The organism is Holdemanella sp. MSK.7.32, from assembly GCF_024460475.1.
Classification (GTDB): Bacteria; Bacillota_I; Bacilli_A; order Erysipelotrichales; family Erysipelotrichaceae; genus Holdemanella.
The window spans coordinates 1-3,711 of the sequence record NZ_JANFYN010000086.1 but is presented as its reverse complement, the minus strand read 5'-3'; the positions used below and the strand labels follow the sequence as shown (position 1 = coordinate 3,711).

Here is a 3,711-nt window from a genome sequence, read left to right as displayed (position 1 = left end):
TATACAATTCTATATTAACCAGAATACTTTTCTTCCTGGTTTCATAATACGAAAAGATTTCGACAAAAAACGTTTCTCAGATCCACTTAGTTCCAATTGAAAACGTACTGTATACATATCGAAAACTCCTTTTTTTGCGATGCATTCTACATATATATTATAACATGGTTCACGTATAGAAACAGCTGAAAACCAGTTACATACGTCATTCATCTCATGACTAAAGTCACGAGAGTTCTGACTTTAACAGTAAATATATTCTCCATCAAAATCTTCGATGGCCTTTTTGATCAATTCTGTTTTTCCGATTCTTCTTCGTCCATATATCAATACAGATTCTTGTCGTTTCGATAAAAATACGCGATTTAAAATCTTAAGCTCATTCTCTCTACCTGCAAACATAAGTCCTCCATTTTTTGTCATTTATTTTTTACTAATCTTTATCTGACTAAAAATAGCACTAAAAAAAATAGAAAGTCAAACGACTTTCTACTTCATAATACTCTCGAATTCATCAATTAAAGAATCAAACAATTCAATCGCATCTTCAATTGGTTTTGGACTTGCCATATCAACCCCAGCCATACGCAATAATTCGACTGGAGACTTTGTACATCCTCCTTTTAAGAAAGATAAGTATGCTTCAATATCGGCTTGTGTTCCATGAAGCAATTTTTGTGATAAAGCCATAGCTGCACTAAATCCTGTCGCATATTGATATACATAAAAATTCATATAGAAATGTGGAATACGAGCCCATTCCATACTGATTTCATCATCTACAATCACATCTTCACCATAATAGAATTTATTTAAATCCGCATAGATCTGATTCAATGCATCACTTGTCAAAACTTCATTGTTTGCGGTTTTTTCATTGATGATTTTTTCAAATTCCGCAAACATACACTGTCTAAACAATGTAGTTCTAAATTGTTCCATAAAGTGATTAATCAAATAAGCCTGGAATTTAGGATCTAAGTTTTGTTTGCGCAAATAATCCATCAATAAAGCTTCATTACAAGTACTGGCAACTTCAGCTACAAATATTTTATAATGACGATCTAATGGAGCCTGATATTTTGTAGACATATAGGAATGCATCGCATGCCCCATTTCATGAGCTAAAGTAAATTCTGTATCTAAAGAATTCGCAAAGTTCATCAACACAAAAGGATGTACTCTTTGTCCACTAGAATATGCGCCTGAACGCTTTCCTTCATTTTCATATACATCGATCCAACGCGAATTTAATCCTCTTTCATAAACCTTGGCATATTCTGTTCCATACAATTGAACAGAATGTAAAACATCTTCTTTGGCCTGTTCAAAAGATACAGGAACGTTACATTCATTGACCATAGGTACATATAAATCGTACATGTGAAGTTTATCTTTTTTCATAACTTCTTTACGAACTCGCATATATTTATGTAAAACATGGATATTTTTATGTACCGTTTCAATCAATTGTTCATACACTCTTGGTGAAACATTATTCGCATCGACTGCACATTCTAAACTCGATGCATATTTACGTGCTGTACTATTAAATTTCAACTGATTTGTCTGTCCATTTAAACAAGCAGCTAAAGTATGGATCATAGAACCATAACCTGCATAAAAATTACAATATGCACTCTCTCTTAACACTTCATCTTCCTGCTCTAACATATGGATAAATGTACCTGTAGTTAAAGTGTGCTTATTTCCTTTTGAATCAATCGCATCTTCAAATTTTAAATCCGCATTGTTCAACATTCCAAAAATCGAATAAGGCGTGTCTTGCATCAATGAACTGGATGCCATTAACTTTTCTTCTGTTTGAGACAATACGTGTTCTTTTAAACGACATACTTCTTCTAGATATACACGATATCTTTCTAAGATGGGTTCAGATGCATAAAAAGATTCTAAGTTTTCAATCTGCATGATTTGTACATCACTAAAAGACAGCTTAGTAAAAATATCAACCGCTAACGCATTGGCTTTTCCTTTTAATTCTTGATGATGGGCATCTGCCGTATCTTGATCGGACAACAAAGAAGAATAGCCTAAACAATCATCTAATAGACATGTTAATTTTTCATATCCCTTTAAAAATGATAATAAGTTGGATGCATCATCCAATTTTCCATCGTATACACAAAGCTCATTTTCCAATTCTTTACAAGTATCTAAACAAGCTAGAAATGCTGCTTCATCTTTAAATATATCTTCTGTTTTCCAAGTATTTTCTACCTTTTGTTCATTACGCTTCACAATAAACAACCTCCATTAATACGTCTATTGTAGCACATATTTTCCCTTTTCAAGTCTTACGATTCTTTTATCCTCACAAAGTTTCTTTAACACTCTTTGTAGCTGTCTTCGACTACAATGCAGATTACGACAAGCCACACTGACATTGTCTAGCGTAGGATGTAACTCCATATAGTTCATGACCTTCTCTTCAACACTTTGATTCATAATTTCATTTGTGGATTTATTATGCAGTTTATCAACCAACGAATTCAACAAAAAATGAAGAAATTTCAGATCCTGGTTTAATCTCAATTGATTTTCTTCAATCGATAATGCGATTGTAACAACTTTTGTATTGGCTTGGGCAAAGTATACAGGCTTTTCATGACGAACAAACTCCACATCTCCTAGTACACAAAGTGCATTGGTTTGTGACACAAAAAGCTGTTTTCCATTTGAATCAATGAAATAAATAGACACTTCGCCTTCTACTACAAACTGAATCTCTTTTGTGTCTTTCAATGGATGAATCATCATTTCATCTTTTTCATATTCCATCAAATAAAAGGGATAAGAAGAATCAAAATAGTCTTGTATGTTATGTCGATTTACATATTTCTCTACATTTTTTGAATCATATGCTCGTTTCATAGCTTTATTGTGCCATATGTCACAATCATTTTCAAATAGCTTTGATATACTAGGTAAAGAAAGAAGGTAATATATGAACAATAATGCATTATTTGAAAATACAAGCATCCCTAAAGCCTATTTCACAATGGCTTTACCAGTTGTCTTCAGCATGGTAATTTCTTTAGTATACAACATGGCAGATACATATTTTGTAGCTAAAACAATGAACACAAATCTTGTGGCCGGTGTCTCTTTATGTGCTCCTATCTTTACTTTCATGATCGCATTAGGTGACATCTTTGGCATTGGTGGCAGTTCTGTCATCTCTAGATTGTTTGGTCAACAAATGAATAAAGAAGCTAAGAATGTGAGTGGATTCTGTTTCTATGCCTCCATTCTCTGTGGCATTGTTGTCACAATTTTTATGTTTATTCTAAAAGATCCCATGTTAAATTTTTTAGGTGTTAATAAAGAAACATGGTTATACGCAAATCAATACTACAATATAATTGCGCTAGGCTCCACCTTTATCATTCTTTCTTTAACTCCTAGTAACTTGATTCGTACGGAATTGGCAACCCTATCTATGGTTGGAACTGTCTTGGGGTCGATTCTAAACATCATTTTAGATCCCATCTTTATCTTTAGCTTCCATATGGGCGCACAAGGTGCTGCCTTGGCATCTGTAATTGGATATATCCTATCTGATTTCCTTTTGATCTATTTCACAAAGACAAAGGCAAATCGTCTAAGTGTTTCCTTTAAAGATTGTCATGTAGAAAAATTGGATAATAGAAATCAAGAAAAAATTCAAAAATTATATCAATAATTTTT

The 3,711-nt window shown here is 33.0% G+C and carries 4 protein-coding genes; 1 reads left to right on the top strand and 3 read right to left on the bottom strand.

The annotated features are described in order from the left end of the window. Nucleotides 1-243: 243 nt before the first annotated feature. From NE544_RS11765 to NE544_RS11755, 3 genes are all read right to left on the bottom strand, one after another. Nucleotides 244-402, bottom strand: coding sequence for an ATP-binding protein (locus NE544_RS11765; protein ID WP_256269470.1), 159 nt, complete (start codon nucleotides 400-402; stop codon nucleotides 244-246). Nucleotides 403-489: 87 nt separating this feature from the next. Beyond that, nucleotides 490-2,262 carry an oligoendopeptidase F gene (pepF, locus tag NE544_RS11760; RefSeq protein WP_256269469.1) on the bottom strand — a complete coding sequence of 591 codons (1,773 nt, stop codon included), beginning with the start codon at nucleotides 2,260-2,262 and terminating at the stop codon, nucleotides 490-492. Between the two features lie 24 nt (nucleotides 2,263-2,286). After that, the gene (locus tag NE544_RS11755) at nucleotides 2,287-2,895 is read right to left on the bottom strand and encodes a Crp/Fnr family transcriptional regulator (RefSeq protein ID WP_256269468.1); all 609 of its coding nucleotides are present in this window, start codon (nucleotides 2,893-2,895) and stop codon (nucleotides 2,287-2,289) included. Nucleotides 2,896-2,968: 73 nt separating this feature from the next. Here NE544_RS11755 and NE544_RS11750 point away from each other — a divergent pair, with 73 nt between their 5' ends. Next, nucleotides 2,969-3,706, top strand: coding sequence for an MATE family efflux transporter (locus NE544_RS11750; protein WP_256269467.1), 738 nt, complete (start codon nucleotides 2,969-2,971; stop codon nucleotides 3,704-3,706). Nucleotides 3,707-3,711: the final 5 nt, after the last annotated feature.

What these genes read in the sequence shown, in the direction of transcription:
- NE544_RS11765 (WP_256269470.1), bottom strand. Translation starts at nt 402, where the DNA reads ATGTTTGCAGGTAGAGAGAATGAGCTTAAGATTTTAAATCGCGTATTT.
- NE544_RS11755 (WP_256269468.1), bottom strand. Translation starts at nt 2,895, where the DNA reads ATGAAACGAGCATATGATTCAAAAAATGTAGAGAAATATGTAAATCGA.
- NE544_RS11750 (WP_256269467.1), top strand. Translation starts at nt 2,969, where the DNA reads ATGAACAATAATGCATTATTTGAAAATACAAGCATCCCTAAAGCCTAT.